This is a genomic window from Pseudomonas arcuscaelestis (assembly GCF_016881005.1).
Lineage (GTDB): Bacteria > Pseudomonadota > Gammaproteobacteria > Pseudomonadales > Pseudomonadaceae > Aquipseudomonas > Aquipseudomonas arcuscaelestis.
In genome coordinates, this window is sequence record NZ_JACOPV010000011.1 from 172185 (window position 1) to 197518 (window position 25334).

21 protein-coding genes are annotated in these 25334 nt (G+C 58.1%); 10 read left to right on the forward strand and 11 right to left on the reverse strand.

The window, feature by feature from the left end; translation table 11 throughout:
* Positions 1 to 25 precede the first annotated feature (25 nt).
* Both H8F21_RS18465 and H8F21_RS18470 read left to right on the forward strand, forming a co-directional pair.
* Positions 26 to 382 (forward strand): hypothetical protein, encoded by a 357-nt coding sequence (locus H8F21_RS18465; RefSeq protein ID WP_203480459.1) that lies wholly within the window; start codon positions 26 to 28, stop codon positions 380 to 382.
* Positions 383 to 449: 67 nt separating this feature from the next.
* Positions 450 to 947 (forward strand): GreA/GreB family elongation factor, encoded by a 498-nt coding sequence (locus H8F21_RS18470; protein WP_203480457.1) that lies wholly within the window; start codon positions 450 to 452, stop codon positions 945 to 947.
* Here H8F21_RS18470 and gdhA read toward each other — a convergent pair.
* A complete protein-coding gene (gene gdhA / locus H8F21_RS18475) occupies positions 944 to 2281 on the reverse strand; it encodes an NADP-specific glutamate dehydrogenase (RefSeq protein ID WP_203543364.1) in 1338 nt (445 codons plus the stop codon). The two genes, H8F21_RS18470 and gdhA, sit on opposite strands and share 4 nt — an antisense overlap.
* 256 nt (positions 2282 to 2537) lie before the next feature.
* A complete protein-coding gene (gene ettA, locus H8F21_RS18480) occupies positions 2538 to 4202 on the reverse strand; it encodes an energy-dependent translational throttle protein EttA (RefSeq protein WP_203480450.1) in 1665 nt (554 codons plus the stop codon).
* 267 nt (positions 4203 to 4469) lie between these two features.
* Between ettA and H8F21_RS18485 the strand changes: the two genes are divergently transcribed.
* Together H8F21_RS18485 and glyA are read left to right on the forward strand one after the other, a co-directional pair.
* Positions 4470 to 8297, forward strand: coding sequence for a sensor domain-containing protein (locus tag H8F21_RS18485; protein WP_203585136.1), 3828 nt, complete (start codon positions 4470 to 4472; stop codon positions 8295 to 8297).
* Positions 8298 to 8429: 132 nt separating this feature from the next.
* Positions 8430 to 9683: a serine hydroxymethyltransferase gene (glyA, locus tag H8F21_RS18490; protein ID WP_203480445.1), complete on the forward strand. Its 1254-nt coding sequence runs from the start codon at positions 8430 to 8432 to the stop codon at positions 9681 to 9683.
* Positions 9684 to 9754: 71 nt separating this feature from the next.
* On the opposite strand, the gene yjiA is transcribed toward glyA, so the two are convergent.
* The 3 genes from yjiA to H8F21_RS18505 form a co-directional block, all read right to left on the reverse strand.
* On the reverse strand, positions 9755 to 10726 hold the full coding sequence (gene yjiA, locus H8F21_RS18495) for a GTPase (protein WP_203480442.1): 972 nt from the start codon (positions 10724 to 10726) through the stop codon (positions 9755 to 9757).
* Between the two features lie 83 nt (positions 10727 to 10809).
* On the reverse strand, positions 10810 to 11007 hold the full coding sequence (locus H8F21_RS18500; protein WP_008094130.1) for a YbdD/YjiX family protein: 198 nt from the start codon (positions 11005 to 11007) through the stop codon (positions 10810 to 10812).
* Between the two features lie 18 nt (positions 11008 to 11025).
* On the reverse strand, positions 11026 to 13092 hold the full coding sequence (locus H8F21_RS18505) for a carbon starvation CstA family protein (protein WP_203480439.1): 2067 nt from the start codon (positions 13090 to 13092) through the stop codon (positions 11026 to 11028).
* Positions 13093 to 13274: 182 nt separating this feature from the next.
* On the opposite strand from H8F21_RS18505, the gene H8F21_RS18510 reads away from it, so the two are divergent.
* Together H8F21_RS18510 and H8F21_RS18515 are read left to right on the forward strand one after the other, a co-directional pair.
* Positions 13275 to 13640 carry a PilZ domain-containing protein gene (locus tag H8F21_RS18510; protein WP_203480436.1) on the forward strand — a complete coding sequence of 122 codons (366 nt, stop codon included), beginning with the start codon at positions 13275 to 13277 and terminating at the stop codon, positions 13638 to 13640.
* Positions 13641 to 13900: 260 nt separating this feature from the next.
* The gene (locus tag H8F21_RS18515) at positions 13901 to 15421 is read left to right on the forward strand and encodes a nucleobase:cation symporter-2 family protein (RefSeq protein WP_203480429.1); all 1521 of its coding nucleotides are present in this window, start codon (positions 13901 to 13903) and stop codon (positions 15419 to 15421) included.
* Between the two features lie 70 nt (positions 15422 to 15491).
* Here H8F21_RS18515 and radA read toward each other — a convergent pair whose 3' ends face one another.
* A complete protein-coding gene (gene radA, locus H8F21_RS18520) occupies positions 15492 to 16859 on the reverse strand; it encodes a DNA repair protein RadA (RefSeq protein WP_136478233.1) in 1368 nt (455 codons plus the stop codon).
* 175 nt (positions 16860 to 17034) lie between these two features.
* Between radA and mscL the strand changes: the two genes are divergently transcribed.
* On the forward strand, positions 17035 to 17448 hold the full coding sequence (gene mscL, locus H8F21_RS18525) for a large-conductance mechanosensitive channel protein MscL (RefSeq protein ID WP_203480426.1): 414 nt from the start codon (positions 17035 to 17037) through the stop codon (positions 17446 to 17448).
* Between the two features lie 48 nt (positions 17449 to 17496).
* On the opposite strand, the gene H8F21_RS18530 is transcribed toward mscL, so the two are convergent.
* Positions 17497 to 18273, reverse strand: coding sequence for a ferredoxin--NADP reductase (locus H8F21_RS18530; RefSeq protein WP_203480423.1), 777 nt, complete (start codon positions 18271 to 18273; stop codon positions 17497 to 17499).
* 239 nt (positions 18274 to 18512) lie between these two features.
* On the opposite strand from H8F21_RS18530, the gene H8F21_RS18535 reads away from it, so the two are divergent.
* Both H8F21_RS18535 and H8F21_RS18540 read left to right on the forward strand, forming a co-directional pair.
* Positions 18513 to 19220: an autoinducer binding domain-containing protein gene (locus H8F21_RS18535; RefSeq protein WP_203585137.1), complete on the forward strand. Its 708-nt coding sequence runs from the start codon at positions 18513 to 18515 to the stop codon at positions 19218 to 19220.
* An 87-nt stretch (positions 19221 to 19307) separates the two neighbouring features.
* Positions 19308 to 20432, forward strand: a complete 1125-nt coding sequence (locus tag H8F21_RS18540; protein ID WP_203480417.1) for a methyltransferase — start codon at positions 19308 to 19310, stop codon at positions 20430 to 20432.
* 96 nt (positions 20433 to 20528) lie between these two features.
* On the opposite strand, the gene H8F21_RS18545 is transcribed toward H8F21_RS18540, so the two are convergent.
* The 3 genes from H8F21_RS18545 to H8F21_RS18555 are packed head-to-tail and all read right to left on the reverse strand — an operon-like array spanning position 20529 to position 23131.
* Entirely contained in the window at positions 20529 to 20684 is a 156-nt protein-coding gene (locus H8F21_RS18545; RefSeq protein ID WP_136478238.1) for a DUF2474 domain-containing protein, read from the reverse strand.
* Positions 20685 to 20695: 11 nt separating this feature from the next.
* Positions 20696 to 21703 carry a cytochrome d ubiquinol oxidase subunit II gene (gene cydB, locus H8F21_RS18550; RefSeq protein WP_203480415.1) on the reverse strand — a complete coding sequence of 336 codons (1008 nt, stop codon included), beginning with the start codon at positions 21701 to 21703 and terminating at the stop codon, positions 20696 to 20698.
* A gap of 3 nt (positions 21704 to 21706) precedes the next feature.
* On the reverse strand, positions 21707 to 23131 hold the full coding sequence (locus H8F21_RS18555; RefSeq protein WP_203480413.1) for a cytochrome ubiquinol oxidase subunit I: 1425 nt from the start codon (positions 23129 to 23131) through the stop codon (positions 21707 to 21709).
* A gap of 355 nt (positions 23132 to 23486) precedes the next feature.
* Here H8F21_RS18555 and H8F21_RS18560 point away from each other — a divergent pair, with 355 nt between their 5' ends.
* Positions 23487 to 24725 carry an MFS transporter gene (locus H8F21_RS18560; protein ID WP_203480410.1) on the forward strand — a complete coding sequence of 413 codons (1239 nt, stop codon included), beginning with the start codon at positions 23487 to 23489 and terminating at the stop codon, positions 24723 to 24725.
* 21 nt (positions 24726 to 24746) lie between these two features.
* Here the strand turns inward: H8F21_RS18560 and H8F21_RS18565 are convergent, their stop codons facing one another.
* Positions 24747 to 25226 carry a GNAT family N-acetyltransferase gene (locus tag H8F21_RS18565; RefSeq protein ID WP_203480408.1) on the reverse strand — a complete coding sequence of 160 codons (480 nt, stop codon included), beginning with the start codon at positions 25224 to 25226 and terminating at the stop codon, positions 24747 to 24749.
* Positions 25227 to 25334 lie beyond the last annotated feature (108 nt).

Genomic DNA, 25334 nt, shown 5'->3' on the forward strand with positions numbered 1-25334 from the left:
TTCCCGGCACGTGGAGAATCTGAATATGTGGCGGTACGGCGCGGTAATGGGGATGGTGGTGTTGCTCGGCGGTTGCCAGACAACCCACGAACAATTGATAAATCAAGGTTACCCGCCCGCCTACGCCGACGGCTTCCAGGACGGCTGCAGCAGCGGCCGCCAGGCCGCTGGGGTAATGGCTGGGGATTTTCGCAAGGACGTACCGCGCTACCTGCACAGCCGGCAGTACGAAAGCGGTTGGGATGATGGTTTCCGCCAATGTCACTCAATGCAGGAAAACCAGGACTTGCAGAGCTACCGCGCCAGCCATTGGGATGAACGCGACGAACAGTGGCAGGAGGAGAAAGACCGCGATGCGGCGCGCGCCTATCGACGCAAATAGGTCGCTTGCACACAATCGATGCAACGGATGATCTGTCAGCATGGTCTCCTCTAGAAAGGAGGACATCATGAGCCGAGCATTCGTCAACGAAGACCAGGCCGCCGCTCAGGCAGACCAGCCGGTAGAGCGCAGGATCAGCGAACAATCCAACTATGTCACCGCTCTAGGGCTTGCCCAGTTGCAGCAGCGGGTAAGTGCACTCAATACCTTGCGCGCTGAGTTGCAGTCTCAAGGCGAACACGCAGACAAGCAACGTCTGGCCGACACCGAACGCGACCTGCGCTATTTCAACGCTCGCGTGCAAAGCGCTCAGGTGGTGCCTAAGGCGACTTCCAAAGACAAGGTACAGATTGGCAGCCGCGTGACATTCATCGATGAACACAACCAGCAGCACCAGGTGCAACTGGTCGGTGAAGATCAGGCCGATGCGGCTAAAGACCTGATCAACTGGGGCTCACCGCTGGGTCGCGCACTGTTGGGCGCGGCACCCGGCGATGAAGTGGTGTGGCGACGACCCGCAGGCGATCTGTCGATCGAGATCGTCGCCGTTACACCAGAGGCTTAAACCACACCCTGGGCTAGCATGGCGTCGGCAACTTTAACGAAGCCGGCGATGTTGGCGCCTTTCACGTAGTTGATCCGGCCATTTTCCTCACCGTAGTGAACACAGGCGTGGTGGATCGACTGCATGATGTTGTGCAGCTTGCTGTCTACCTCACCGGCAGTCCACAACAGGCGCATGGCGTTCTGCGACATTTCCAGACCGCTCACAGCCACACCGCCAGCGTTGGAAGCCTTGCCTGGGGCGAAGAGAATGCCGGCTTCGATGAAGATATCCACAGCGTCGAGGGTGGTCGGCATGTTCGCGCCTTCTGCCACGCAGATGCAGCCGTTGCGCAGCAGCGTACGGGCGTCTTCACCGTTGAGCTCGTTCTGGGTAGCGCATGGCAGGGCGATATCACAGGCCAGGCTCCATGGGGTCTGTCCCTTGCGGAATTCCAGGCCGAAACGCTCGGCAAGCTCGCTGATACGGCCACGCTTGACGTTTTTCAGCTCCATCAATGCGTCCCACTGCTCGTCGGTCATGCCCGCTTCGCAATACAGGGTGCCCTCGGAGTCGGACAGCGAGATGACTTTGCCACCCAGATCCATGACTTTGCGCGCAGCGTACTGGGCAACGTTACCGGAACCGGAGATGGCCACACGACGACCGTCGATACGCAGGTCCTGACGCTTGAGCATTTCTTCAGCGAAATACACGCAGCCATAGCCGGTGGCCTCAGGACGAATCAGGCTGCCACCGTAAGTCATGCCCTTGCCGGTGAGCACCGAGGTGAACTGGTTGGCCAGACGCTTGTACTGACCGAACATGTAGCCGATTTCGCGGGCCCCCACACCGATGTCTCCGGCAGGTACGTCCAGGTCTGCGCCGATGTGACGATACAGCTCGCTCATGAAAGCCTGGCAGAAGCGCATCACTTCAGCGTCGCTCTTGCCCTTCGGATCGAAGTCCGAACCACCCTTGCCGCCGCCCATAGGCAACGAGGTCAGGGAGTTCTTGAATACCTGTTCGAATGCCAGGAACTTGAGCACGCCCAGGTTTACTGAGCGATGGAAACGCAGGCCGCCCTTGTACGGGCCGATGGCACTGCTCATCTGGATACGGTAGCCGCGGTTGACGTGGACCTTGCCGGAATCGTCGACCCATGACACGCGGAACAGAATTGCACGCTCCGGTTCGACCATACGCTCAAGAATACCTGCCTGAAGGTAATGCGGATTGGCTTCAAGGAAAGGCCAGAGGCTGCGCAATACTTCTTCCACTGCCTGGTGGAATTCAGGTTGGGCCGGGTCGCGCTGTTTCAGGCGCGCAAGGAAGTCTTCGACGGATTCGATCATTTAGACACTTCACCAGATAGAGATTGGACTTATTGGTTTTTTCCAGACTTTACCAAGAACCAGTCGCACCGCAACAGGGCGTTATGTCGTTTTTTCGAAATTAAATGGTGCATTTGTATAAGTGTATACATGTTACTGCACGTATCGCTGAGTAATCCCGCGCCCACACACGGAGGTTGAAGCGTAGAAGAGGATGCTTTTTCTGCGATAAAAAAACGGGGCCAGAAGGCCCCGTTTCAGTGCAAAACCCGAAGGGTTATGCCAGTTTTTTGTGCCGTACTCGATGCGGCTGGGCAGCAGCTTCACCAAGGCGCTTCTTACGATCGGCTTCGTACTCGGTGTAGTTGCCTTCGAAGAACACCGCTTGCGAATCATCTTCGTAAGCCAGGATATGAGTGGCCACGCGGTCAAGGAACCAGCGATCGTGAGAGATCACAATGGCGGCGCCAGGGAAGTCCAACAGGGCTTCTTCGAGCGAACGCAGGGTTTCTACGTCGAGGTCGTTGGACGGTTCGTCGAGCAGCAGGACGTTGCCGCCCTCTTTCAGGGTCAGGGCCAAATGCAGGCGACCACGCTCACCACCGGAGAGGTCCTTGACGAACTTCTGCTGATCGCCACCTTTGAAGTTGAAGCGACCCACGTAGGTGCGCGACGGAATCTCGTAGGTGCCGATTCGCAGTTGATCGGAACCGTCGGAGATCTGCTGGAACACAGTCTTGCTGCCGTCGAGGTCCTCGCGGCTCTGGTCAACACAGGCCAGTTGCACGGTTTCACCGATTTCGATGGTGCCCGAATCCGGCTGTTCCTTGCCCATGAGCATGCGGAATAGGGTCGATTTACCGGCACCGTTACCGCCGATTACGCCAACGATGGCACCTTTAGGCATGCTGAACGACAGGTTGTCGATCAGGACGCGATCGCCATAACCTTTGGTGACGTTCTTGAACTCGATGACCTTGTCACCCAAGCGCGGACCGGCCGGGATGTAGATCTCGTTGGTTTCACTGCGCTTCTGGAATTCCTGCGATTGCATTTCTTCGAAGCGCTGCAGACGGGCTTTGGACTTGGACTGACGAGCCTTGGCGCCTTTGCGCACCCACTCCAGTTCTTCTTTCATAGCCTTTTCGTGTGCCGACTGCTGCTTGGATTCCTGGGCCAGACGATCCGACTTGGCTTCAAGCCAGCCGGAGTAGTTGCCTTCGTATGGAATGCCGGCGCCGCGGTCAAGCTCGAGGATCCAGCCGGCAACGTTGTCGAGGAAGTAACGGTCGTGGGTAATCGCTACCACGGTGCCCGGGAAGTCATGGAGGAAGTGCTCCAGCCAGGCAACGGAGTCGGCATCCAGGTGGTTGGTTGGTTCGTCGAGCAGGAGCATGTCGGGTGCAGACAGCAGCAGGCGGCAAAGAGCCACACGACGTTTTTCACCACCGGACAGGTGCTCGACCTTGGCGTCCCAGGCTGGCAGACGCAGTGCGTCGGCTGCCACTTCCAGTTGGCGCTCAAGGTTGTGGCCATCGCTGGCTTGCAAAATGGCTTCGAGCTTGGCCTGCTCGGCGGCCAGCTTATCGAAGTCGGCATCCGGCTCGGCATAGGCTGCGTAGACTTCGTCCAGGCGCGCCTGGGCGTTCTTGATTACGCTGACCGCCTCCTCGACCACTTCACGAACGGTCTTGGTCGGATCCAGCTGTGGTTCCTGCGGGAGGTAGCCGATATTCAGGTCAGCCATTGGACGGGCTTCGCCGTCGAACTCTTTATCGACCCCAGCCATGATCTTCAGCAGGGTGGATTTACCCGAGCCGTTCAGGCCCAATACGCCGATCTTGGCGCCGGGGAAAAACGACAGGGAGATGTTTTTCAAAATTTCCCGCTTCGGCGGGACAACTTTGCCCAGCCGATGCATGGTGTAGACGTATTGAGCCATGGAAAAACCTAGCGTCAGAGACGAAAAAATGAAAGCGATACAAATGAGGGAAGCCGTGGCTTCCCGGAAAGGGCCAAAGCTACCGTAATGCGCCTTGTTGGGCAAACCATCGACGAACAGAGCTGGCACTTTGCCACGTTTGCGGGCATGCTAGCCGGTCCGTGGGTGTCGGGCTTATAGTGCTCGACCAGAGTAGCCGCCAGGACCGCGGCCCTTGCCAGCCAGCAGCTCTAAACCTGCCATCCAGCCATACCGCAGGATCATCGCTTGACCAATCTCAATCAGCCGAAATCCCTGCGCAAACCGTCCAGCGCGTCCGGCTCTCCATTGCGCGGCTCGCTCAAAAGCGCCTTGGCCCTGCTGGTCCTGTTGCTGCTCGGCTTGCTGCTCTGGCAACTGGTCGACCAGTATCGCCATACCCAGGCCGACGAGTATCAGCACAGCCTCGACGCCAATGCCGAGCTGGCCGATCACATGACCTTGAACATGCAGCTCAAGGCCCAAGTCGCAAAGAACATTCTACAGCCTTACCGTTCGTCGCCAGATCCGGCTCAAATGCCGCACGTGCTCGCACACCTGCGCGCACAGTTGCCGGCCTTGCAAAGCGTGGCCTGGATCGATGCAAGCAAGCAGGTGCTGGCCGACAGTCTCGGCAGCACGCCAGATCTGCCTACGTTGCAAGAGCTTCTGCGCCTGAGCCAAGGCCATGACTTTTACTTCAGCAACTCGGCGGACAATAGCCAAGTCTATTTATTGATACGCCAATCCGGCGACTCACCGGGCCATTGGTTCCTGCGCCTGGGAGCGGCGTACTACACCGTACTGACCGCGCAACTTGATCGCCCCAATCACCCCCTGTGGCTCCTGGAAAACAGCCGTACCGGCGAGATCATCAATCGCCACCAGCCCGCCCCAGGCAGCGACGAACCACTGCAAAGTGTGATGCTGGCATTTTTGGACAACAGCACCTGGCAACTGCGCGGACTGTTCGATGCGGGATTGGCCCGCCAACAACTTCTGCCGGCGTTGATCGGCAAATGCGTGCTCGGGTTGTTCTGCGCACTTATCCCTTTGCTCGCCCTGATCAACATGCGGCGCCGGCAGCGTCTGCTACAGGAAAGCCGCCGTCGCTATCACGATATTTTCGAAGGTACCGGCGTCGCCCTTTGCGTGCTGGACCTTTCCGGCCTGCCCGGTCAGTTGGAGCGCCATCGCCTGCGCAGTCGCCAGGCCCTGCAACAACGCCTGACATACGATCGTTCGCTTCGTCGCGCCTTGCTGCAGGAACTGAAGGTCACCGAGGTCAACCAGGTGGCTCTGCAATTGCTGGGTGTGAATTGCTGCAACGGCGCCTGGCAGTGCCTGGTGGAGGGAAATGACGCCGGTATCGAAGGTATTGGTGTGCAATTGCTCGAAGCGGTGCTGGACAATCAGCGACAGCTGGAACTGGAAGTACGCTTGCCAATCGCTGACGGCCAGGATTTGCACCTGTGGTTAATGGTGAAGTTTCCCGAGCAACAGCGCGACTATCAGGCGGTGATTCTCAGCATCAGCGACATCACCAGCCGTAAACAGGTCGAACTCTCCTTGCTTGAACGTGAAAGCTTCTGGTCTGACGTGGTGCGCACCGTGCCCGACCAGTTGTATGTACAGGACGTCCAGAGCAAACAGATGATCTTCAGCAACCGTAACCTGGGCCACACCCTGGGTTACGACCGGGCCCAGCTTGCACAGATGGGCGAACGCTTCTGGGAGATTCTCCTGCACCCGCAAGATGCCGAGCGGTATCAGCAGATTCGCCAGCAACTGCTCGACTCCAGCGGTGTTGAACAACTGCATTGCCAACTGCGTTTTCGCCATCAGGATCAGCGCTGGCGGCGCTTTGACATTCGCGAGCAAGCCTTGACCCGCGATCCGAATGGCGTAGTTACTCGCATCATCGGCGTGGGCAAGGACATCACCGATCAGATCGAAGCCAGCGAATCGCTGCGCGACAGCGAACAGCGTTATCGCATGCTCGCCGAGAGCATCAGCGACGTCATTTTCTCTACCAACAATCAGTTGGAACTCAACTACGTCAGCCCCTCGGTACAGAACGTGCTGGGCTATGAGGTGAACTGGATCTTCGACAACGGCTGGCATTCGACCATCGCCAACCCCGCTCAGTTGACCGGTATTTACACTCTGATCGAGCGCCTCAATCGGGCCTTGGACGATCCTGAGCAATTGGAGCTATTGCGCACCCAACTGCCGAACCAGCTGTTCCTGTTCGACTGCCTGCGTGCAGACGGTCGCAAGATTCCCATAGAACTGCGCCTGGTGCTGGTCTGGGATGATCAACAACGCTTCGAAGGTATCCTCGGTGTCGGCCGTGATATCAGCCAGCAGCGCCGGGCCGAAAAAGACCTGCGCATGGCCGCCACGGTGTTCGAACACTCGACCTCGGCCATTCTGATCACTGACCCAGCCGGCTACATAGTTCAGGCCAACGAGGCTTTCAGCCGAGTCAGCGGGCATGCCGTGGCCGACGTGCTCGACCAACTGCCGAGCATGCTGACCGTGGACGAACATCAGGAAGCGCACCTGCGCTACGTGCTCAAGCAGCTCAACCAACGCGGCACCTGGGAAGGTGAAGTATGGCTCAAGCGGCGCAGCGGCGAGCACTACCCGGCCTGGGTCGGCATTACTGCGGTTCTCGACGACGAGGGTGACCTGGCCAGCTATGTGTGCTTCTTCACCGACATCAGCGAACGCAAGGCCAGTGAGCAACGCATTCATCGCCTGGCCTATTACGACGCCTTGACCCACCTGCCCAACCGCACCTTGTTCCAGGACCGCTTGCACACCGCCCTGCAACAGGCCGAGCGGCAGAAGGCTTGGGTGGTGTTGATGTTCCTTGACCTTGACCGCTTCAAGCCAATCAACGACTCCCTCGGTCACGCCGCCGGCGACCGCATGCTCAAGGATATGGCAGAGCGCCTGCTCGATTGTGTCGATGATGATGACACTGTGGCACGCATGGGCGGCGATGAATTCACCTTGCTGCTGCAACCCCGAGCGTCGCGAGAAATGGCCCTTAACCGCGCCATCAACGTTGCCGAACAAATTCTGGGCAGCCTTGTACGGCCGTTCGTGCTGGAAAATCGCGAGTTCTTTGTCACCGCCAGTATCGGTATTGCCCTGAGTCCACAGGACGGTAGCGAACTCAGTCAACTGATGAAAAACGCCGACACCGCCATGTACCACGCCAAGGAGCGTGGCAAGAACAACTTCCAGTTCTACCAGGCCGACATGAACGCCAGTGCTCTGGAACGCCTGGAGCTGGAAAGCGATTTGCGCCATGCCCTGGAACAGAACGAATTCACGCTCTACTACCAACCGCAGTTCAGCGGTGACGGCAAGCGCCTGACCGGCGCCGAAGCCCTGCTGCGCTGGCGCCATCCACGACGTGGGCTGGTCCCGCCCGGGGACTTCATCCCGGTTATCGAAGAACTGGGGCTTGTCGTCGATGTGGGCGACTGGGTACTCAAGGAAGCCTGTCGCCAGCTCAAAACCTGGCACCAGGCCAAGCTGCGGGTACCAAAGGTATCCGTAAACATCTCGGCGCGGCAGTTCTCCGACGGTCAACTGGGCGAACGCATTGCCACCATCCTCAAGGACACCGGCCTGCCACCGGCATGCCTGGAGCTGGAACTGACCGAAAGTATTCTGATGCGTGAGGTCCACGAGGCCATGATGATCCTCGACAGCTTGAAGAAGCTAGGCCTGAGCATCGCGGTCGACGACTTCGGCACCGGCTACTCGTCACTCAACTACCTCAAGCAGTTTCCGATCGATGTGCTGAAGATTGACCGCACCTTCGTCGACGGCTTGCCAGAAGGTGAACAGGATGCGCAGATCGCTCGGGCCATCATTGCCATGGCCCACAGCCTGAACCTTGCGGTAATCGCCGAAGGCGTCGAAACCCATGAGCAACTGGAGTTTTTGCGCGAGCACGATTGCGACGAAGTACAGGGATATCTGTTCGGACGGCCGATGCCGGCCAACCAGTTCGAAGCGCAGTTCAGCAACGAAACCCTGTTCATGTTCGAGTAGGCGTCAGGCCCAGGCGCGCAGCTTGTCAGTCATGAGCCCCATTTGTCTGCGACATGATGCCCTTTCATATGCCAGACAAAAGCTGATGAGGTAGAATGCCTGCCTATTTCAGCACGATCCTTGAGGACCGCCATGTTCAGCCGTGATTTGACCATTGCCAAGTACGACGCCGATCTTTTTGCCGCTATGGAGCAAGAAGCTCAGCGCCAGGAAGAGCACATCGAGCTGATTGCTTCGGAAAACTACACCAGCCCGGCTGTCATGGAAGCCCAAGGCTCGGTTCTGACCAACAAATACGCCGAAGGCTACCCTGGTAAGCGCTACTACGGTGGTTGCGAATACGTCGACGTCGTTGAGCAACTGGCCATCGATCGCGCCAAGGAACTGTTCGGCGCCGATTACGCCAACGTCCAGCCACACGCAGGCTCGCAAGCCAACGCTGCCGTCTACCTGGCACTGCTGTCGGCCGGTGACACCATTCTGGGCATGAGCCTGGCCCACGGTGGTCACCTGACCCACGGCGCCAACGTCAGCTCCTCGGGCAAACTGTACAACGCTGTCCAGTACGGAATCGACGCCAATGGCCTGATCGACTACGACGAAGTAGAGCGCCTGGCTGTTGAACACAAGCCAAAAATGATCGTTGCCGGCTTCTCGGCCTATTCGCAGATCCTGGACTTCCCACGTTTCCGCGAAATCGCCGATAAAGTCGGTGCCTACCTGTTCGTCGACATGGCTCACGTTGCCGGTCTGGTCGCTGCAGGCGTGTACCCGAACCCAGTTCCTTTCGCCGATGTGGTCACCACCACTACCCACAAGACCCTGCGCGGTCCACGTGGCGGCCTGATCCTGGCTCGCGCCAATGCCGACATCGAGAAGAAGCTGAACTCGGCCGTATTCCCGGGCGCCCAAGGCGGCCCGCTGGAGCACGTCATCGCCGCCAAGGCTATCTGCTTCAAAGAAGCCCTGCAGCCTGAGTTCAAGACTTACCAACAGCAAGTCGTGAAAAACGCCCAAGCCATGGCCGGTGTGTTCATCGAGCGCGGTTTCGACGTGGTTTCCGGTGGTACTGAAAACCACCTGTTCCTGCTCTCGCTGATCAAGCAGGAAATCTCCGGTAAAGACGCCGACGCCGCCCTGGGTCGCGCCTTCATCACCGTCAACAAGAACTCGGTGCCAAACGACCCACGCTCCCCGTTCGTCACTTCCGGCCTGCGCTTCGGCACCCCGGCTGTGACCACTCGCGGCTTCAAGGAAGCAGAGTGCAAGGAACTGGCTGGCTGGATCTGCGACATCCTGGCCGACCTGAACAACGAAGCGGTGATCGACGCCGTTCGCGAGAAGGTCAAGGCCATCTGCAAGAAGCTGCCGGTATACGGCAACTGATCGCAGTTGACTGAAGTGAAAAAGCCCGGCTCTTGAGCCGGGCTTTTTATTGGTTATTACTCAGTCAACTCTCAAGACCTGCTCAAAGCTTCGAACCCTTCACGAATCGTTACTTCGGGCAGGTCATCGGCAATAAACACCATCACACTTTCCCGAGCCTCACCTTCAGCCCATTCGGTATCCCAGTCGAAACCATATAGTTTCAACACGCCCTGGAACACCAGGCGCCGATCTTCACCGGCGATATTCAGCACACCTTTATAGCGCAACAACTGTTTGCCATGATTCTCCAGCAACTGATTCATGAAGTCGCTGAGCCGGTCGATGTCCAGCGGGGTTTCTGTACGTAGTACCAGACTGGAAATGCGATCAGGGGTGAGCGCCTGGGTAACAGGCCGCAGGCTCAAACCGCCACCGAGGTCGGCGTTAAGGTTGAAACCGCGCACATCGAGCAACTCGGCCAGATCGATGCGACCATGCTCGACCACCCGGATCGGCGCGCGCCGGTTGATTCGGCCAAGGCGTTCGCTTAAAGCCGTGAAGCTGGCCGGATCGACAAGGTCGGTCTTGCTCACCAGCAAGCGGTCGGCAAAGCCTACCTGCGCCTGCGCAATGGCCTGGGTCAAATGCTGCTCGGCATGAGCCGCATCGACCAAGGTGATGATGCCGTCGAGAATGTAGCGGTCGCGCAGTTCCTCTTCAATGAAAAAGGTCTGCGCCACGGGCGCAGGATCAGCCAGGCCTGTGCATTCGATCACCAATCTATCGAAGGCAATGTCGCCGGCATCCAGACGCTCAAGCAGCAGGAACAGCGCTTTGGTCAGGTCGGTGTGAATACTGCAGCACACGCAACCATTGGCCAGCGTCATGACCTGCACCGGCTCGTCGCCAAGCAGCTGGCTGTCGATACCGGCATCACTGAATTCGTTTTCGATCACCGCGATCTTCAGGCCATGTTCAGCCTTGAGCAGATGGCGTAGCAAGGTAGTCTTGCCGGCCCCCAGAAAACCGCTGAGTACTGTTACGGGAATGGGCGCGTGCAAACGGAAATCTCCTGAGCTGAAATGACTGTGGGAGCACGGCAAGCCGTGCTCCCACAGGTTGTGTCGCCGTCAGTAGCTGTGATTCAACAGCACTTGGGCCCACTCTTGCCGCCGTAACGGGCTTCTTGGCGTTCGCGGAAGAACGCCTCGTAGCTCATCACCGGCTTGTCCGGATGCTTGGTCTGCATGTGCTCGACGTAGTTGTCGTAGTCGGGCATTCCGACCATCAGGCGGGCTGCCTGCCCCAGGTACTTACCCAGTCGACCGAGATCGTTGAACATCACTGCATTCCTCTTGAGTTACGCATCCGGCAGTGCCTGGAACGGGGACTCTTTGTCAGTCCGTTCTTTCTTGTTCAGGGCGCCAATGCCGACCTTCAGAGCAAAGAACAGAATGGCGAAGACCACGAACAGGAACAGGCCGGTCAGGGTCGCGTTGGTGTAGGCGTTGAAGATCACGTGTTGCATCTGACCAATGTCCTTGGCCGGTGCCAGTACCTGGCCTGCATCCAGCGCAGTGCTGTACTTATTGGCCAATGCCAGGAAGCCGACTGCCGGGTTCGGATCGAAGAGCTTGATGAAGCCTGCAGTCGTGGTGCAGATCAGCAGCCACACAGCCGGCAGCAAGGTGACCCACATGTAACGCTGGCGCTTCATTTTGATCAGCACCACAGTACCCAGCATCAGCGCGATACCGGCCAGCATCTGGTTAGAGATACCGAACAGTGGCCACAGGGTGTTGATGCCGCCCAATGGATCGATAACCCCCTGGTACAGCAGGTAGCCCCAGAGCGCCACACAGCCGGCGGTGGCGATCAGGTTGGCAGTCCAGGACTCTGTGCGCTTGAGCGCTGGAACGAAGCTGCCCAGCAGATCCTGGAGCATGAATCGACCCGCTCGAGTACCGGCATCCACGGCAGTAAGAATAAACAGCGCTTCAAACAGGATCGCAAAGTGGTACCAGAAAGCCATGGTGTTTTCACCCGGCAGCACCTGGTGCAGGATCTGCGCAATACCCACCGCCAGCGTCGGCGCACCACCGGCACGCGCCAGAATGGTGTGCTCGCCAATGTCCTTGGCGACCGCTTCAAGTGCATCAGGTGTAATCGCAAAGCCCCAGCTACTCACCGTTTGCGCCACCGACACCACGTCGGAGCCAACAACCGCGGCGGGGCTGTTCATGGCGAAATACACGCCTGGCTCGATCACCGAAGCGGCAACCATGGCCATGATCGCCACGAATGACTCCATGAGCATGCCGCCGTAACCGATGTAACGGGCGTTGGTTTCGTTGTCCAGCAACTTGGGCGTGGTGCCCGACGAAATCAGCGCATGGAAGCCCGACACCGCGCCACAGGCAATGGTGATGAACAGGAATGGGAACAGGGTGCCCTTCCAGACAGGGCCTGTGCCGTCGGTGAACTGGGTCAGCGCCGGCATTTTCAGCTCAGGCGCGATGATCAGGATACCGATGGCCAGACCGACTATGGTACCGATCTTGAGGAACGTCGACAGGTAGTCACGTGGCGCCAGTACCAGCCAGACCGGCAGTACCGCAGCAACGAAGCCGTAGCCAACCAGCATCCAGGTGATCTGTACACCGGTGAAGGTGAACGCCGGGCCCCAGACCGGATCCGCCGCAACCTGGCCCCCCAGCCAGATGGACAGCAGCAACAACACCACGCCCATCAGCGAGATTTCACCGATACGACCTGGGCGGATGTAGCGCATGTAGATGCCCATGAACATCGCGATCGGAATGGTCGCCATGACCGTGAACATACCCCAAGGGCTCTCGGCCAGGGCCTTGACCACGATCAGCGCCAGCACCGCAAGGATGATGATCATGATCAGGAAGCAGCCAAATAGCGCGATGGTCCCGGGAATACGCCCCATTTCTTCACGGACCATGTCACCCAGCGAGCGGCCGTTGCGACGGGTCGAGAGGAACAGGATCATGAAGTCCTGCACCGCACCGGCCAGCACCACACCGGCAATCAGCCAGAGCGTACCGGGCAGGTAGCCCATTTGTGCAGCCAGCACCGGGCCGACCAGTGGGCCTGCACCCGCGATGGCAGCGAAGTGGTGACCAAAGAGGATGTGCTTGTTGGTCGGAACATAGTCCAGACCATCATTGTTGAGCACCGCGGGGGTAGCCCGACGCGGGTCCAGCTGCATCACCTTGGTGGCAATAAACAGACTGTAGTAACGGTACGCGACCAGGTAGATAGCCACTGAAGCGACGACAATCCACAAGGCGTTGATGGCTTCGCCTCGACGCAGGGCAACCACACCCAGCGCACAGGCTCCTATGACTGCCAGCGCCAGCCACGGTATGTGGCGTAGCAGGCTATTATTGTTGTTCATGGTTTGCTTCCAGCTAGTGGATAAAAGACTGCCTTTCGAGTCTAGCGATACTGTCAGGAAAGACCACCCCCCACGTTGGTCTAGAGCCCTCAACGCGGGTTGAACACAGCCCGTTATGCGCCCTGGAGCGGACCTTGGCAAGTGTTGAGCTATAGTCAGGAAGAACCCCGGAGTGACTGAACATGAGCGACCACGAAGAACGTCGATGTTTCCAGCGTGTCACCTTCGATGCCCCCACCCTTCTGCGCCAGGGAGAGCAAAGTTGGGAGGTCGAGTTGCTCGACTTGTCCCTCAAAGGCTTGCTGATCAAGTGTCCAGAGCCCTGGGCTCCCGATCTGACCCAGGATTTCGAGGCCATCGTCACGCTCAGCCCGGAGGTAACGTTGCAGATGCAAGTCGAACTGCGCCATGAAGAAGGCCATCAGTTGGGCTTTATCTGCCTTTATATCGATGTCGACTCGATGAGTCATTTGCACCGTCTTGTGGAACTCAACCTGGCAGACAGCACAAAAATGATGCGTGAGCTGCGGGAATTGATCGAAGTTTAAAATCTTTTAGCCTGCTACCTAGTTTGCCGCTCTCGGCATTTCTGTCCGTTTGGACAGCTTTCCAACCCTTTCCTGTGTCCCCACGCAGCCTTGCGCGGCCTGCGTGCGGGTGTTGGAACGATAACTGCATTCACTTACCGAGCCAAATGGCCCGTAAGACTGTTCCTACGCAAATCTAAAAATTGTATACAATTGTTCTGGCGTTCCCATGCCGGACTTGTCTACAGTAGCGCCACAACAATAAATCAGAGACCCCGTCCATGAATACGTCCTCCCCTAGCACGTCTTCAGCCCCACGTCCCGAAGACGAGAATCTGGGCCTAGGTGCCAACCTGGCGTACGGCCTGCAACACGTTTTGACGATGTATGGCGGCATCGTCGCGGTTCCCCTGATCCTAGGTCAGGCTGCCGGCCTGACGCCGGCGGATATTGGCCTGCTGATTGCCGCCTCGCTGTTTGCGGGTGGTTTGGCAACGCTGCTGCAAACGCTGGGACTGCCCTGGTTCGGCTGCCAATTGCCATTGGTGCAGGGGGTTTCGTTTGCTGGCGTGGCGACAATGGGCGCGATCCTCAGCAGTGAGGGCGGCGGCGGCTTGCCCGGCGTCCTTGGCGCTGTCATGGCAGCGTCCTTTATCGGGTTTCTGATCACACCGGTGTTCTCGCGGATCACCAAGTACTTCCCGCCACTGGTGACCGGTATCGTCATCACCACCATCGGCCTGACGCTGATGCCAGTTGCAGCACGTTGGGTTATGGGAGGCAACAGCAAAGCCCCCGATTTCGGCAGCATGTCGAATATCGGCCTGGCAGCACTGACCTTCGCCATCGTCCTGATCCTGAGCAAACTGGGCAGCGCAACAATTTCGCGCCTGTCCATCCTGCTGGCCATGGTGATCGGCACCCTGATTGCCTGGTCGCTGGGCATGGCCGATTTCAGCAAGGTTCTAGACGGCCCGCTGGTCGCGATGCCTTCGCCCTTCCACTTCGGCATGCCGACCTTCCACATCGCCGCCATCCTGTCGATGTGCATCGTGATCATGGTTACCCTGGTGGAAACCTCGGCTGACATCCTCGCTGTCGGTGAAATCATCGACACCAAGGTCGACTCCAAGCGTCTGGGCAATGGCCTGCGCGCCGACATGGCATCGAGCATCCTGGCGCCGATTTTCGGCTCGTTCACCCAAAGCGCGTTCGCCCAGAACGTTGGTCTGGTGGCGGTAACGGGTGTGAAGAGTCGATATGTGGTGGCAACCGGTGGGGTGATCCTGGTGGTACTCGGCTTGCTGCCTATCATGGGTCGCGTGATTGCCGCCGTACCGACTTCGGTCCTCGGTGGCGCCGGCATCGTGTTGTTCGGCACCGTGGCAGCCAGCGGTATCCGTACGCTCTCCAAGGTCAGTTACAAGAACAACGTCAACCTGATCATCGTCGCTGCCTCGCTGGGCTTTGGCATGATCCCGATCGCTGCTCCCAACTTTTACGCGCAGTTCCCTAACTGGTTCGAGACCATCTTCCACTCCGGCATCAGCTCGGCAGCGATCATGGCCATTGTCCTGAACCTGGTGTTCAACCATTTCACCGCAGGCAACTCCGATCAGCAGTCTGTATTCGCTGCCGCCTATGAACGCACCATCCACTACTCGGATATCTCCGCCCTACGTGATGGTGACTACTTCGAGGATGGCAAGCTGTTCAACGCTGATGGCGTAGAAGTACCAGTCAGGGGTGAGGGCGAGCATGGAGAGCCGCCAGCGCGACGAGAGGCCGTGTCGGAGCATTGATTCGACAGGCTGAAAAATAAAAAGGCCGGTGCACATGCATCGGCCCTTTTGTTTTATTGGCACCTGATCGTTATTCGAACAGCGCATCCAGCGCCTGTTCCAGCCGGGTTACCGCAATTACCTGCAACCCAGGTGGTGATTCCTTCGGCGCGTTGCCCTTGGGTACGATGGCGCGCTTGAAGCCATGCTTGGCCGCTTCCTTGAGGCGCTCCTGACCACTGGGCACTGGGCGTACCTCGCCAGACAGCCCCACTTCACCAAACACCAGCAGGCCGTTGTCCAGCGGACGATTGCGCAAGCTGGACATGATCGCCGCCATCAGCGCCAGGTCGGATGCCGTTTCCAGCACCTTGACCCCACCGACCACGTTGAGAAAGACATCCTGATCATGGGTGGGAATACCGCCATGCCGGTGCAGTACCGCCAAGAGCATGGCCAGGCGATTCTGGTCCAGGCCCAAGGTAACCCGCCGCGGGTTGGACAGGTGGCTGTCGTCAACCAGTGCCTGAACCTCCACCAGCATTGGCCGGGTGCCTTCCCAGGTTGCCATGACAACGCTTCCGGGTACTTCTTCCTGAGCTCGGGTCAGGAAGATCGCCGAAGGGTTGGAGACCTCCTTCAAACCACGGTCGGTCATGCCGAACACACCTAGTTCGTTGACTGCACCGAAACGGTTCTTCACCGCTCGCAGCAATCGCAGGCGCCCATCGGACTCGCCCTCGAAATACAACACCGTATCAACCATGTGTTCCAGCACCCGCGGCCCTGCCAGCGCGCCTTCCTTGGTGACGTGACCAACGAGGAAGATTGCCGTACCACTCTGCTTGGCGTAACGCACCAACAAGGCTGCACTCTCACGCACCTGGGATACACCGCCGGGTGCCGACTGCAACTGCTCGGTAAAAATAGTCTGGATCGAGTCGATCACCATAACCTTGGGCTTTTCCAGTCGGGCAGTGGCGATGATGGTCTCAATGCAGGTCTCGGTCATCACGCGCAACTGATCCTGAGGCAAGCCCAGGCGCCGCGCACGCATCGCGACTTGTTGTTGTGACTCTTCCCCCGTGACATACAGTGCCGGCATTCGGGTGGCGATGGCACACAGGGTTTGCAGGAGAATAGTGGACTTACCAATGCCTGGATCACCACCGATCAGCACCACCGAACCGTCGACCAAACCACCGCCCAACACGCGGTCCAGCTCTGCGCTGGCGGTACTGAAGCGTGGAATTTCTTCAATACTGACTTCAGCCAGGGTCTTGATCTGGGCTTGCTGCCCGGCCCAGCCGGTACGTCCACTGGGCGCTGCAGCAGCGCCGCTCTCCAGTACGGTCTCGACCAGCGTGTTCCAGGCACCGCACTCGCCGCACTGCCCTGCCCATTTAGGAAAGGTCGCGCCGCATTCGGTGCAGCCATACATGCGCTTGGCCTTGGCCATGGGGGACAGTCCTCGAAAAAAGGGTCCATGATAGCCGACCTGCGTGACTTGGACTGCCACAGAAACCGACAAAACTATTCGATATAACTGCAGTCTGTTGCAGCAGCGCGGCGCATGAAGCGGATAGCTGATTTACACTGCGTTTACCTACCTCATCTGTTACAAGGAATAAACCATGGGCGTGCTCAGTGAATTCAAGGCCTTCGCGGTCAAAGGGAATGTGGTCGACATGGCCGTCGGTATCATCATCGGCGCAGCCTTCGGCAAAATCGTTTCCTCCTTTGTAGGCGATGTGGTCATGCCACCCATTGGTCTGCTGATCGGCGGGGTGGATTTCAGTGACTTGGCCATCACCCTAAAAGCAGCTGAGGGTGACATACCCGCGGTGGTGCTGGCTTATGGCAAGTTCATTCAGACCGTGCTTGATTTCGTCATCGTCGCGTTTGCGATTTTCATGGGCGTAAAGGCCATCAACCGTCTCAAGCGCGAAGAAGCTGCGGCGCCAACGCTGCCTCCAGTACCGACCAAGGAAGAAGAACTGCTGACCGAGATCCGCGACTTGCTCAAGACGCAGAATCGCCAACCGTGATGCGATAAAAAACGGCGCCCCAGGCGCCGTTTTTTATTGATGCTCGATTTACCAATAGTTTTCCACCGCCACCTGGCCGGGGCGGCGACTCAAACTCAGTTGAAGACCCCGCTGCTTGAGCGCTTGGCGGGTGTCATCGATCATCTGCGGGTTACCGCAGAGCATGACTCGCGAATGCTCTGGCGTTAGTGCCAGTCCCGCCGCACGCTCAAGCTCGCCATTCTCGATCAGCGTAGTAATGCGATCGTTCAACGCACCTGGATGCGGCTCTCGGGTAACTACCGGAATAAATTGCAGCTTACCGGCGTATTCGGCCAGATAATCGCGCTGCTCAAGACCGGCGATCAAATCCTGATACGCCAGCTCCCTCGCCTCGCGCACCGAATACACCAACTTGATCGAATCGAAACGCTCCCAGGCTTCGAAGTCCTGGAGAATCGAGACGAACGGTGCGATGCCGGTCCCCGTAGCCAGTAACCAAAGATCACGACCATCGACGAAACGGTCCAGGGTGAGAAAACCGAAGGCCTGGCGATCGATAAGCAAACTGTCACCCTCCTTCAGACGACTCAGTTCGCTGGTGAACTCGCCACCTGGCACAACAATAGAGAAAAAATCCAGGTGCTCGTCATGCGGCGCCGAAACCATCGAATAAGCACGCCAAACCACACTGCCGTCGGCCTTGGTGACGCCCAGCCGGGCAAACTGGCCAGAACGAAAGCGAAAGCCCGGATCGCGGCTGGCCCGCAGGCTGAACAGACTGGGGGTCAGCGGCTGAACGTCGAGCAACGTCTGTCGGGTGAACTTTTCAGCGCTGGCAGTCATGACTTACTCCAAAAAACAGATGCGCCCAGTGTCGCGCAAACTCGGCAGGATAAACACCGTCGGATTGTAGTGGCATCGTTGCAGCAAACTCTTTGAACGGCCACAACACCTCGGGGTCGGAAAATTACCTCACCCGAAAAATTCAACGGCAGAGGTCAAACACTCAGCGCGAAAGCCAGACATTTCCTACGCTCCTTCCAGATAACGGAATCAAGTTTAAAATTAGGGAGATTATCGTCATGAATCATTGGAGGGAGCAGCAGCTAAAAATTCTGCTAAATGAAACAGATGAACTGAAAAAGTTCGAGCTTGCCTCAGCCTTGGCGAAATCACTGGATATGGAATATTTTTCCTATACCGCATGCCTGCATACCAAAGCCCTGCACCCACCCGTCGAGACATTCAACAATTACCCCAAAGCCTGGAATGACCGATATTGGCAGTGCGACTACGCTGGCATTGATCCAGTTTCCGCCCAGTGCCAAGCTTCCGCGCTGCTAATTCTGTGGAACGAAGATGTTTTTCGATCAACTCCAGAGTTCCGCGAAGCCTGCTGCTGTCATGGACTGCGCTTCGGTTGGAGCCAATCCCGCCACGACGCCCGCAAAAACCACAGCATTCTGAGCGTTGCCCGCAGCCATACGCCGGTCAGCATGGAAGAGTTTCATAACAACGCCGGACATACCCTCTGGATGTGTAATTTGATGCACGAACTGATGCTGGCTCAAAAGCTGAAAATGAATCCGCCTGCTTACCAGCTCTCAGACCGCGAACTGGAAGTATTGAAATGGTCGGCTGCTGGCAAGACGGCGGGAGACATCGCCTGCATCCTGACCCTTTCCCAGAGCACCGTACACTTTCACATCCGCAACTTCATCGCCAAGATGAACTGTACCAACAAAGCGGGCGCGATTGCGACGGCTGCCATGGACGGTCTATTGGACTGACCCCTTGCGCGACAAAGCGCTGTAGAATCACGGCCCTGTAACGCTCCGCCGAACTGGCGGGGTGATCATGCCTCAGAGCCTTACGCCATGCCCTTGTTGACCAGCCCCTTTGCCGAACTCGACCTGCTTCGTCAGCCCGAGCAAGCCAATGACCCTTTGCAAGCCTTCGATGCTGCCGACGAGTACCTGCTGGAATATCTCGCCGAACAGCCACTCGCTGCAAATGCGCGAGTATTGGTGCTCAACGATAGTTTTGGCGCCTTGGCCATCAGTCTGCGCCGCCACTTGCAGGTTACCAGCAGTGGTGACTCGTACCTGGCCAGACTGGCGCTGGAGAAAAACCTGGTACGCAACGGCCAGCCCTTCGACGCCGTGCCGTTCACGCCCGCCAATAGCCACTGGCAAGGTCCGTTCGAGCGAGTGCTGGTGCGCGTACCCAAGACCCTGGCATTGCTCGAAGAACAACTGATTCGCTTGCAAGCGCAACTGGCGCCAGGAGCTCAAGTGATTGCCGGAGCGATGATCAAGCACCTACCTCGTGCTGCCGGTGACCTGCTGGAAAAATATATCGGTCCGGTACAGGCTTCGCTGGCACGCAAGAAAGCCCGCCTGTTGATCGCTACCGCCCAGGCAAAGGGCCCTTTTGCCTCTCCCTACCCGTCGAGCTATCAACTCGATACACCACACCTGCAACTGCTCAACCACGCCAATGTGTTCTGCCGCGAAGGCCTGGACATCGGCACCCGGGCGTTTCTGCCACATCTGCCTAATGATCTCGGCTCTGCCCGGGTTGCCGACCTGGGATGCGGCAATGGTGTGTTAGCCATCGCCAGTGCGCTCAACAATCGGCAAGCACATTACACCCTGGTCGATGAGTCCTATATGGCCACTCAATCAGCATTGGAAAACTGGCAAGCGGCACTGGGAGATCGTGAGGTCGTTGTGCGCGCTGACGATGGCCTGGCCAGTCAGCCAGCCCAATCCCTGGACGTGGTGCTGTGCAACCCTCCTTTCCATCAACAACAGGTGGTCGGCGACTTCCTTGCCTGGCGCATGTTCCAGCAAGCGCGTGAAGCATTGGTGGTCGGAGGTGCGCTGTACATCGTCGGCAACCGCCACCTGGGCTATCACAGTAAACTGGCGCGGTTGTTCCGTGGTGTCGAACAGGTCGCGGCGACCCCCAAGTTCGTGGTGCTCAAAGCGCGCAAGTAAGTTCGTGCAATCAATTTTTCCAGGGCAAAAAAAACCCTTCGCAACCTGAGCTGCGAAGGGTGCTAAAGCCGCCGCAAGGCGGGATGGGAAATACGATCAGTGCGTGCTCAGGCCCGCGGCAGCCATGAACATACGCATCAGCCAGGCCACAATACCCAGGGCGGTCACGCTGCCTGCCCAGATCACGACCAGCCACCCCAGGCGCTGCCAGAGCGGCTTTTTCTCTTCCTCGAAGGTTTGTTTGCCAGTCATTTCAAGCCCTCCTAGTGGTAGCCATCTTCATGGGTCACCTTGCCGCGGAACACGTAATAGCTCCAGAAGGTGTAACCGAGGATGAATGGAATGATGAACAACGCCCCCACCAGCATGAAGCCCTGACTCTGTGGCGGTGCGGCGGCTTCCCAGATCGAGATTGATGGCGGGATGATGTTCGGCCACAAGCTGATGCCCAGACCGCTGTAGCCCAGGAAGATCAGCGCCAGGGTCAGCAGGAACGGTGTGTAATGGGCATTGCGGGCCACAGCCCGCAGCAAACCGTACAAGGTCACCAGCACCAGGATCGGCACCGGGAGGAACCAGAACAGGTTAGGCAACGTGAACCAGCGCGTAGCGATCTCCGGATGCGCAAGCGGCGTCCAGATACTGACGATACCGGTCACAGCCAACAGCACCAGGGCCAATGGTCGGGCCAGATCGTGCATCTGCAACTGCAACTTGCCTTCGGTTTTCATGATCAGCCAAGTGCAGCCAAGCAAGGCATAGGCAACGATCAAACCCAGCCCACAAAACAGGCTGAATGGGGTCAACCAGTCGAGGGAGCCACCGGCGTAGCTGCGGTCGACCACTTTGAAGCCCTCGATAAAGGCGCCAAGGGCCACACCCTGAAAGAATGTGGCGGTCAGCGAACCACCGATGAAGGCCTTGTCCCAGAGGTGACGTTTCTCGGCCGTTGCCTTGAAGCGAAACTCGAACGCCACACCGCGAAAGATCAAGCCGACCAGCATCAGCATCAACGGCAGATAAAGTGCCGAGAGCACTACCGCGTAGGCCAGCGGAAAGGCGCCAAACAGCGCGGCACCGCCCAGTACCAACCAGGTTTCGTTGCCGTCCCAGACCGGTGCGACGGTGTTCATCATCACATCACGGTCCTGCTCGCCCTTGACGAAGGGAAAGAGAATGCCGATTCCCAGGTCAAAGCCATCCATGACCACGTACATCATGATGCCGAAGATGATGATCACGGCCCAGATAAGCGGAAGATCAATACCCATGACTCAGTTCCCCTTGCTCAGGCTGGCGTGTTCGTCATCAGCAGCAGACAGCGGCCGTGCTGGCGTACGTTTCTGGCCAGGACCACCCGGCGTGGTTTCATCACCTTCGCCGATTTTCGGTCCCTTGCGCACCAGACGCATCATGTAGCCCAAGCCCGCACCAAACAGGGCGAAATAGACCACCACGAACATCACCAGGGTTATCCCTAACTGGGCATAACTGTGATTCGAGACCCCATCGGCAGTACGCATCAGGCCATAGACCACCCAAGGCTGACGACCGATCTCAGTGGTGAACCAGCCGGCGAGAATCGCGATCAGACCGGAAGGCCCCATCCACAGGGTCAGATAAAGGAATGGCCGCGAGCTGTAGAGCTTGTCGCCCTTGCGCAGCCAAAGGCTCCACACGCCTACAAGGATCATCAGCATCCCCAGGCCAACCATCACCCGGAACGACCAGAACACCACGGTGGAGTTAGGCCGGTCTTCCTTTGGAAACTCCTTCATCGCAGGCACTTGCTTGTCCAGGCTGTGAGTCAGGATCAAGCTGCCCAACGCCGGAATTTCCAACTTGAAGCGAGTGGTCTCGGCTTCCATGTCCGGGATCCCGAACAGAATCAGCGGGGTCGGCTCGTCGCCGACGTTTTCCCAATGACCTTCAATTGCCGCGATTTTTACAGGTTGGTGCTTGAGGGTGTTCAGTCCATGGAAGTCACCGATCACCGCTTGAATCGGCGTAACGATCAGGGCCATCCACATTGCCATCGACAGCATCTTGCGGATCGCCGGATTGTCACGCCCACGTAGCAGATGCCAGGCAGCCGAAGCGCCGACAAAAAATGCGGTGGCGACAAATGCCGCAGTAGCCATGTGTGCCAGGCGATAAGGGAACGACGGGTTGAAGATCACCGCGAACCAATCCACCGGGATCACTACGCCATTGACGATTTCGTAACCTTGGGGGGTTTGCATCCAACTGTTGGACGCAAGAATCCAGAAGGTGGAAATGATAGTTCCGAGGGCCACCATGACCGTGGCGAAGAAGTGCAGGCCTCGACCAACACGGTTCCAGCCAAAGAGCATGACGCCGAGGAATCCGGCCTCGAGGAAGAAAGCGGTAAGCACTTCATAGGTCAATAGAGGTCCGGTAATGGACCCGGCAAAATCGGAGAATTTGCTCCAGTTGGTCCCAAACTGGTAGGCCATGACCAGACCGGAAACCACACCCATGCCGAAGTTGACGGCAAAGATTTTCGACCAGAAGTGGTAAAGATCACGGTAGACGCTGTTGTTGGTCTTGAGCCACAACCCTTCAAGCACCGCAAGGTAGCTCGCCAAACCAATGGTGATGGCCGGGAACAGGATGTGAAACGACACGGTAAATGCGAACTGGATTCGGGCGAGATCTAGAGCCTCTAATCCGAACATAGTGCTTCCTCTGTCAGGTAAACCGGCGTCAGGCGAAGGCCTTGGCGCCAACTGCCCCCACGGTAGTTGAGTGCGGCTAGTTGGAATTGTTCTAAAAACTTCACTTCGCAGGGAATTCGGCCGTCGGGCCCACCGTTGCAAATGAAACTATTGATCCAAATCAACGATTGCCAGAAAGGATAGTCCTGAAAGCCCTGCACAGTTCTGTGGTTGATTGCCGCAGATCAGTTGTCACTGATTTTGCGCGCCCCAAAACAGTGCGCAAAAAGTCCCTCGCTCGCGTTTCCTGCAACCTACTGTTACAAACTGGTGTTAATCTGCACGCCGATTTCTTTACAGAGGCTCTACTTCGCCGATGTCAGACCATCAGCCGCTGTTGTTGCGCCACCATCGTCCCTTCCTCGCCTTCTGGCTGGCCCGGGTGTGTACCGCCAGCGGTTTCCAGATGCTCACCGTGGCCATTGGCTGGCATCTCTACCAACTGACTGGCAACGTGCTTGATTTGGGCCTAGTGGGCTTGGTGGAGTTCGCGCCGCGGGTGTTGTTCATGCTGCACACCGGGCATGTCGCCGACCGCTATGACCGGCGCCGTGTCGCCGCTGTGTGCCAAACTGCTCAGGCCTTGATCGCCCTGGCGCTGGTGGTGGGTAGCAGCACAAACAATGTCAGCCGCGAATTGATCTTCGTCCTTGCCTTCCTGCTTGGCAGTGCTCGCTCCTTCGAGGTGCCAGCCACCCAGGCGCTGCTGCCTAACGTGGTTCCCAGCCAGTTGTTTCCCCGGGCAGTGGCCGCTTCCGCGTCAGCGATGCAGGCTGCAACCATCGTCGCACCCGCTGTAGGCGGTTTTCTCTACGCATTTGGCAGTATCTGGGTCTATGGGCCAACGGTATTGTTGTACCTGATCGCCTGCCTGTTGACCCTGAGCTTGAACGTTCCCCGGCAACGCCCGCTGCAGGGCCGCGCCAACCTGGAGTCGCTGCTGGCCGGAATTCGCTTTATTCGCAGTCGCCCAGACATTCTCGGGGCCATCTCCCTGGACCTATTCGCTGTGCTGCTGGGCGGCGCGACGGCCTTGCTACCGGTATTTGCCAAGGACATCCTGCTCACCGGCCCTTGGGGGTTGGGGTTGCTACGTTCGGCGCCGGCGGTTGGCGCCCTGCTCATGTCGCTGTGGCTGTCGCGCTTTCCGGTAGAGCGCAAGGTGGGTCGGGTGATGTTCACCGCCGTCGGCATTTTCGGTGTGACGACAATAGCCTTCGGCCTGTCGACCTCGTTCTGGTTCTCTTTGGCCGTACTGGCGGTACTGGGAGCCGCGGATATGATCAGCATGGTTATCCGCGGGGCCTTTGTGCAGTTGGAAACGCCCGACGAAATGCGTGGCCGAGTAAGTGCGGTGAACGGACTGTTCATCGGCGCTTCCAATCAGCTTGGCGAGTTCGAGTCGGGGCTGACAGCGCATTGGTTCGGCACCGTACCGGCGGTGGTCCTGGGCGGGGTGGGCACCCTGGTGGTCACCGGGGTGTGGATAAAACTGTTCCCGAGCCTGGCGGGACGGGATCATCTGCACAGCCTGGCAGCTGGAACAAATCGCTAAGCCTGAACAGCGCACTGCCGCTCACAGCATGAGGGTCAACTGGCACTCGTAGCCCTGGCGAGCCCGATAGCCATTGCCAGAATCAACCCAACCGGTGGCCCGATAAAGTGCCAGCGCTGCGTCGTTGTTGGGCTCCACCGATAATTGCAGGCGGCGCACACCGGGCCACAAATCGCGAACCAGATCGGGAATGGCCTGCATGCAGAATCGCCCCAAGCCGCGGCCCTGAACCCTTCGATCCACTTGCAAGGCGTTGATCGCCGCCGCATCGGCAGCGGCCCAAGGCGGAAGAAACGCGCCACGCTGGAGCAACAGGAACCCTCGTGGCACGCTATCGAGCAACAACGCCACACCGCGCATGTCATCACTGTCGATACTTAAAAGAATGTACAACGCGCTGGAAATATCCCCGGCATAGCGTCGCTGCTCTGCGCTGACTTCGATGTCGATCAGTTGATCGCGCTGGGTCTGGCTCAGGTCACGGTAGTCAATCAGTTGCACAGCGGCTGCTCATGGGGTGATGGAGGGATCGGTGCAGAATTTGTAGATATCTGTAGTGTATCGCGACATTAATTACCGCTCGCCGAGCATGCTGGTATGATGCGCGGC

What these genes read in the sequence shown, in the direction of transcription:
- H8F21_RS18465 (WP_203480459.1), top strand. Translation starts at nt 26, where the DNA reads ATGTGGCGGTACGGCGCGGTAATGGGGATGGTGGTGTTGCTCGGCGGT.
- H8F21_RS18470 (WP_203480457.1), top strand. Translation starts at nt 450, where the DNA reads ATGAGCCGAGCATTCGTCAACGAAGACCAGGCCGCCGCTCAGGCAGAC.
- gdhA (WP_203543364.1), bottom strand. Translation starts at nt 2,281, where the DNA reads ATGATCGAATCCGTCGAAGACTTCCTTGCGCGCCTGAAACAGCGCGAC.
- ettA (WP_203480450.1), bottom strand. Translation starts at nt 4,202, where the DNA reads ATGGCTCAATACGTCTACACCATGCATCGGCTGGGCAAAGTTGTCCCG.
- glyA (WP_203480445.1), top strand. Translation starts at nt 8,430, where the DNA reads ATGTTCAGCCGTGATTTGACCATTGCCAAGTACGACGCCGATCTTTTT.
- H8F21_RS18500 (WP_008094130.1), bottom strand. Translation starts at nt 11,007, where the DNA reads ATGTTCAACGATCTCGGTCGACTGGGTAAGTACCTGGGGCAGGCAGCC.
- H8F21_RS18505 (WP_203480439.1), bottom strand. Translation starts at nt 13,092, where the DNA reads ATGAACAACAATAATAGCCTGCTACGCCACATACCGTGGCTGGCGCTG.
- H8F21_RS18510 (WP_203480436.1), top strand. Translation starts at nt 13,275, where the DNA reads ATGAGCGACCACGAAGAACGTCGATGTTTCCAGCGTGTCACCTTCGAT.
- H8F21_RS18515 (WP_203480429.1), top strand. Translation starts at nt 13,901, where the DNA reads ATGAATACGTCCTCCCCTAGCACGTCTTCAGCCCCACGTCCCGAAGAC.
- radA (WP_136478233.1), bottom strand. Translation starts at nt 16,859, where the DNA reads ATGGCCAAGGCCAAGCGCATGTATGGCTGCACCGAATGCGGCGCGACC.
- mscL (WP_203480426.1), top strand. Translation starts at nt 17,035, where the DNA reads ATGGGCGTGCTCAGTGAATTCAAGGCCTTCGCGGTCAAAGGGAATGTG.
- H8F21_RS18530 (WP_203480423.1), bottom strand. Translation starts at nt 18,273, where the DNA reads ATGACTGCCAGCGCTGAAAAGTTCACCCGACAGACGTTGCTCGACGTT.
- H8F21_RS18535 (WP_203585137.1), top strand. Translation starts at nt 18,513, where the DNA reads ATGAATCATTGGAGGGAGCAGCAGCTAAAAATTCTGCTAAATGAAACA.
- H8F21_RS18540 (WP_203480417.1), top strand. Translation starts at nt 19,308, where the DNA reads ATGCCCTTGTTGACCAGCCCCTTTGCCGAACTCGACCTGCTTCGTCAG.
- H8F21_RS18545 (WP_136478238.1), bottom strand. Translation starts at nt 20,684, where the DNA reads ATGACTGGCAAACAAACCTTCGAGGAAGAGAAAAAGCCGCTCTGGCAG.
- cydB (WP_203480415.1), bottom strand. Translation starts at nt 21,703, where the DNA reads ATGGGTATTGATCTTCCGCTTATCTGGGCCGTGATCATCATCTTCGGC.
- H8F21_RS18555 (WP_203480413.1), bottom strand. Translation starts at nt 23,131, where the DNA reads ATGTTCGGATTAGAGGCTCTAGATCTCGCCCGAATCCAGTTCGCATTT.
- H8F21_RS18560 (WP_203480410.1), top strand. Translation starts at nt 23,487, where the DNA reads ATGTCAGACCATCAGCCGCTGTTGTTGCGCCACCATCGTCCCTTCCTC.